Annotated in this window: 2 protein-coding genes; both read right to left on the minus strand. The window is 72.3% G+C overall.

The genetic code is table 11. The features are described from left to right. Positions 1–4111: DEAD/DEAH box helicase (locus tag QH283_RS29490; protein WP_280506187.1), on the minus strand; the 4111-nt coding region annotated here is incomplete at its 3' end. Then, positions 4108–5310 carry a hypothetical protein gene (locus QH283_RS29495; RefSeq protein WP_280506188.1) on the minus strand — a complete coding sequence of 401 codons (1203 nt, stop codon included), beginning with the start codon at positions 5308–5310 and terminating at the stop codon, positions 4108–4110. The genes QH283_RS29490 and QH283_RS29495, both read right to left, overlap by 4 nt. Positions 5311–5405: the final 95 nt, after the last annotated feature.

Below are 5405 nucleotides of genomic sequence, written 5' to 3' on the forward strand. Positions count from 1 at the left end.
CCCCCCCCCCCCCCCCGCGCGCCCCCCCTCCTCCCCCGCGGCGCCCCGCCCCCCCCGGGGCGGCGCCCCCCACCTCGGCGCCGCCCGTCGGCGGCCAGGCGAAGTCCTGCGAGCTCTCCCCGATCGACTGCACATAGGCGGCCCCGGACCAGGTGCGCCGCGGCACCTCCGAGCGCACGTCCTGCGGCCGCCGGTCGGCGACGAAACCGAATTCGGGGAACACGCACTGCCTGATGGCGCCGAAGTCCTGGTGGCAGTTCGGGCAGCGGGCGGCCGGGTCCAGCTCGTGGCCGCATTCGAGGTGCTTGCATTCCCGGCACACCCGGTAGCGCAGTTCCACCAGTTCGCGCTTGGGCAGTTTGTGCAGGCCACGCGAGGTCCACATCTTGCCGCCCGCCACCACCTGGTTGCCAGGCGCGTAGTCGAAGATCGCCTGACCGAGATCGCGGGACAGTTCCAGCTTCGCGCCCACATCGCCCTCGCAGTGCGCGGTGCGCAGCTCCACGGTGTCGACCGGGAAGCCGTACTTGGGCAGCACGTTCTTGTTCGCCAGGTAGCCGAGCAGCTGGCGTTCCCTGATGGTGCGCAGGGTCTTCTGGAGCCTGCCGCCGAACGAGAGCTTGCCCGCCGCCACCGCTTCGGCGATCAGCCCCTCGAAGACAGCGATGTCGGTGGCAATGTCCAGTTCGGCGTCGGCGAGTGTCCGGCACAGCTGCTCGACCCAGCTGTCGTCGTCGACACCGATCTCGGCGGCCGTGGCCGGTGGCAGCACCGCGCGCAGCGACCGCCGCACCCGCTCGGGCACCGGGGTCAGGAACTCGCGCACCCCGGCGGCGGCGGACCGCCCGTCCTCGCCCGCCTCGAAGAACGGCCCGGCGTGGCGCCATTCGGAGCGGTCGTCGTCGTAGCGGGCGCGGAAGTAGGCGGCCAGCGCGATGGAGTGCGCGTGCCTGCGGCCGATCCGGGGATTGTCGACCGGAATCCACGGAATCCGCATGACACCGGCGATCATGGCGGCCGGGTTGGCGAACTTGGACAGATCGTGCGAGCTGCGCTTGGCGTAGGTGACCACCAGCGCCGCCGAGGCCGCCCGCCGCCCGGCCCGGCCCGCGCGCTGCACGTAGTTGGCGGTCTTGGGCGGCATGTTGCGAAGCATCACCGCCTGCAACTCGCCCACGTCGACGCCCAGTTCGAAAGTGGTGGAACAGGACAGCACATTGATCTCGCCCGCGATGAACTTGCGCTGCACCGCGGCCGCCTCCCCGGCAGCCCACTGCGCGGTGTGCTCCTGCGCGGTCAGCGGCACCTTCGCCAGGGTGCGGTAGAGGGTGCGGTAGTGGTTGGTGTCCTCGGCGAGCGAGGGCACCCGGTAGGGGGTGAGCGTGCCGGTGCAGCTGCCGTGCGGGCAGACGCCGCGGATGTCGTTGATGGTCAGCCTGCGGCAGGTGCCGCACCGGTACCAGCGGTGGTCCGACCCCGGCCGCAGCCGCAGCTTCTCGTGGTCGAGCTGGTAAATCACGCCGGCGCCGCGATCCTGTTCGGCCGCGAGATAGCCCGCGGAGTTCAGGAAGTTCCAGCAGGCGTCGAGCACTTTGTCCGCCGGAGCGGGCGATCCGAGCGCGGCGAGCACTTTGCGCACCAGCAGGATGCGGTTGTTGGTGGTCCCCGGCTTGCCGCCCGGCAGCCAGCTGATGATCCGCTTGCGACGGTCGGATCCCGCCGAGCGCATGCGGATGCTGGCATTGCGCGGCTCGAACAGCGGCGCGGTGATGTCGACATCCGGCAGCAGGGTCAGCACGCCTTGCAGCCGAACGGTTTTCACCAGTTCGTCGAGCAGGCCCCACAGCTCGTCCTCGTCGAGACCCAGCCGGGTCAGCCCGGCGGGCAGCGGCGTCTTCTTCGTGCGCAGCAGCGACACCCCGAGGATGCCCAGCCCCTCCAGCGACTGCCGTTGGTCCATCGACATCAGCTCGGCCATGACCCACGGGTTGACCTCGCGCAGCTTGCTCGACCGGGTGGCCTCCTCGTCGAAGTGTCCGGCCCGCTCCGCGACCCGCCTGACCTCGGCGGCCAGGTCCTCCACCGACAGCGGCTCGCCTGCGTTGCGCGGGTCGCACAGCGCCTCGGTGAGATAACGGCGGGTCAGCACACTGCCGTAGGTGCTGGCCAGGTAGGGCGCGGCGAAGGCGGCCGCCTGCCGGGAGTCGGAGAACATCAGCAGTTTCCGTCCGCCGCCGACCTGGTCGGCCTCCTGCCCCTCCGCGGCAGGAAGATGCTGGTAGAGGGCGGTGGCGATGACCGCGGGCGCGGCGTTGACATCGGTGCGCAGCCTGCGGATGACCTGCTTGGCCAGCGCACCGCATTCGGTGCAGGTGCTCATCACCCGCCGCGCCCCGCGATGCTCGCGCACCGCCAGCTCCGGCCCGCCGGGGCAGCCGACGGCACACGAGGAGTCCAGCGCGCCGCACCCGGCGCACAGCGTCCTGATACCGGTCTCGCGCGGCGCGTCCGCCTCCTCGGCGAGCGTGGTCTCGTCCTCGTCGACCACCTCGCCGGATTCGCGGTCGGTGAGCACCAGCCAGCGCACCGCGGTGTCCTTGGTGGCCGGCCGGAAGAACGTCGCGCCCTGCTCGGTGACCCGATCACCGGCCAGGTGCACGGCGCCGCAGCGCTGGCAGGTGCCGAACTCGAACACCGCGCGCCCGGTCGCCGGGTCGATCTCGTGACGGCTGAGGAAGACCCGGGGACCGTCCTCGGCGAAACTCACGTAGGCGCCTTCGGTGGCCCGCACGAACTGGTGGTAGCGGGCCGAGAGCACCGGATTGCCGCTCGCGTCGAAGACTTTCGAGCCGAGGGCCACCAGCGCCTCCAGTTTGCCCGGCCCCAACACGTCGCCGGGCCACAGCTCGGCGGCCAGGGTGTCGACGGCGATCGGGCCCGCGTGCGCCAGGGCCTTGAGGTCGGCGATGCGCCGCTCGGCGTACAGCGCCTCGGCGACGTCGCCGGAGGGCACGTGATCGCCGATGTCGGACAGGTCGGCGTCCGGCTCGGCCAGCCGGAGCAGATCCTCGTCGGAGATGGTCCAGGTGGGTTCGTCGCGGCGGCGCATCCTGGTGGCGGTCACCAGATCCTGCCGGGCCGGATCGCGCGGATCGAACTCGAACTCGGCGTCGAAGAGCCTGCTCGCGAACTCGGTGGCCTCGATGCCCTGGCGGTCCTCGCTGCTGCCCGAGAGCGAGGCGGAGGTGGCGATGCAACGCAACGGCCGGTCGCCGCCGACCCGGTCGCGCAGCCTGCGCAGCAGCAACGCCACCTCGGCGCCCTGCGCGCCGTCGTAGACGTGCGCCTCGTCGAGCACCAGGAAACGCCAGGTGCCGGCGTACTGCCCGTCGAAGAGGTCCATGTCGCGCGGGCGCAGCAGCAGGTATTCGAGCATGGCGTAGTTGGTCAGCAGCAGGTGCGGCGGCGTCGCCCGCATCTCCTCCCGGCTGAGCAACTCGTTGGGCAGCGGTTCCTCGCCCGGATGCGTTCCGGCATGGATGGATTCGGCGTCGGCGCGCTTGTCGCGCGTCTCGCCGGTGTAGCGGCCGAAGGTGATCTCGGGCGTGGCCGCCAGCAGCTCGCGCAGCCGCTTCAGCTGGTCGTTGGCCAGCGCGTTCATCGGGTACAGCAGCAGCGCCCGCACACCGGGCCCCAGTGTGCCCGCCGCCTTCTCCGCGATCAGCGCGTCGAGGATGGGCAGCAGGAAGCTCTCCGTCTTGCCCGAGCCGGTGCCGGTGCTCACCACCAGATTGCGGCCCGCGGCGACCTTGCGGATCGCGGTCTCCTGGTGCCGGTACAGCGGCCGATCCAGCGCGACGGCCGGTCCGAACTCGGTGAACGCCGGATGCAGCACGCCCTCGCCGATCAGCTCGCGCAGGGTCGCGCCCGGCTCGTAGGGCGGGGTCAACTCGAGCAGCGGGCCCTTGGTGAGCAGTGCGGTGGCGTCGACCTCGCGGTCGAAGGCCTCGGCCAGACCCGGATCGCGGGGCGCGACGAGGGTTTTCAGGTAGCGCTTGTAGCTCGACTCGACAGCCGCGCCCGCGGCGAGCGGATCCAGCCGATCGGTCACGGCAGATCCCCGATCAGATTCGGATGCTGGCCGTGGGTGACCAGGGCGTCGGCGATGAGCAGATCCGCGCACACCATGGCCGGACACAGCCGCGCCATGGTGGCCCAGTCCGCGCGCAGGGCAGGCGAGATGGGGGCGCCGCGGATGCGGCCGCGGGCGGCCAGCCTGGCCACCACCGCCAGCCACAGCGACTGCATCGACATCAGCCTCCACGGCAACGAGCTGGTGTCGATGCCCGACAGCGCCTCGTTGCGGGCCACCACCTGGTCGTAGGCGGGACGGGAGGCGCGGCGGGCGACGGCGAGCAGTTCGCGGGTGCCGGTGGTCAGGCGCAGCCGGGCCGGATCGTTCTGCCAGGTGAGCCGCCGCTCGAAGGCCTCGAACATGGCCGAGGTGCGGGTGTCGGTGTCCAGCAGCGCGGCGGGCACGATCTCGCACGCCACTTTCAGCGCGTGCACCTGCTCCGGCGGGAAGCCGTGCAGCATGGCGGCCGAGCGGTCGAAGATGCCCTCGCGCGGGTCGCCGACCTTGCCGCACAGCAGCTCCCGCAGCCGGTCACCGCCGGAGTCGGTGAGCCGGGCGAGCAGCTCCTGCCAGGTCGGCGACTCCTTGTCGGCGGCGGCCGCGGGCAGGTCGGCGATGTCGAGCAGGCAGCCGATCCACGGATTCTCGGCCGCGCCGTTGCGCCCGGCCTCCGCCGCCGCGTAGTCGCGCTCGATCAGCCCGGACCCGATCAGCAGCGCCGGATGCTGCTCCTGCGGAATCGTGCTCTGCGCCAACGCTTCCAGCGCCGCGCGCGGGTCGGCGCCCAGCGCCTCGTACAGGGTGTCGCGCACCGTCCCGGCGTTTTCCGGCAGCCCGAGCAGCGCCGCCCACACCTCGGGCATGGCGGCGCTGTGCGTGGGCGCGGGGCCCTGCCCGGACAGGAAGCGCGACAGTTCGGTGCGCACCGGATCCGGGTCGGTGAACCAGCCCGGCTGGGCGACCGCGATCGCGTCCTCGCCGGGACGTTCCGGCGCCTGCGACACCGACCACGGGTCGTCGACGAACACCTGCACCGTCAGCGGGCCCGCGTCGACCAGGTCCCGCGGCAGCCGCGCCCGGCCGTCCTCGATCCGCACCACCTCGGCCTCGCGCCAGGGCGCGGTGTCGACCCAGACGGAGGCGGCCAGATCGGTGCCGGTCGCGCCGTCGCACACCAGGTGACCGTCCTCGACCCTGGCGCCGGGGGACAGCCCCCGCGGGCGCCGCCCCCCCCCGGTGCCGGGTATGGGCTACCCGGCGGGGCGGGGGC

The sequence above is a fragment of the Nocardia farcinica genome (genome assembly GCF_029867845.1).
GTDB classification, from domain to species: domain Bacteria; phylum Actinomycetota; class Actinomycetes; order Mycobacteriales; family Mycobacteriaceae; genus Nocardia; species Nocardia farcinica_A.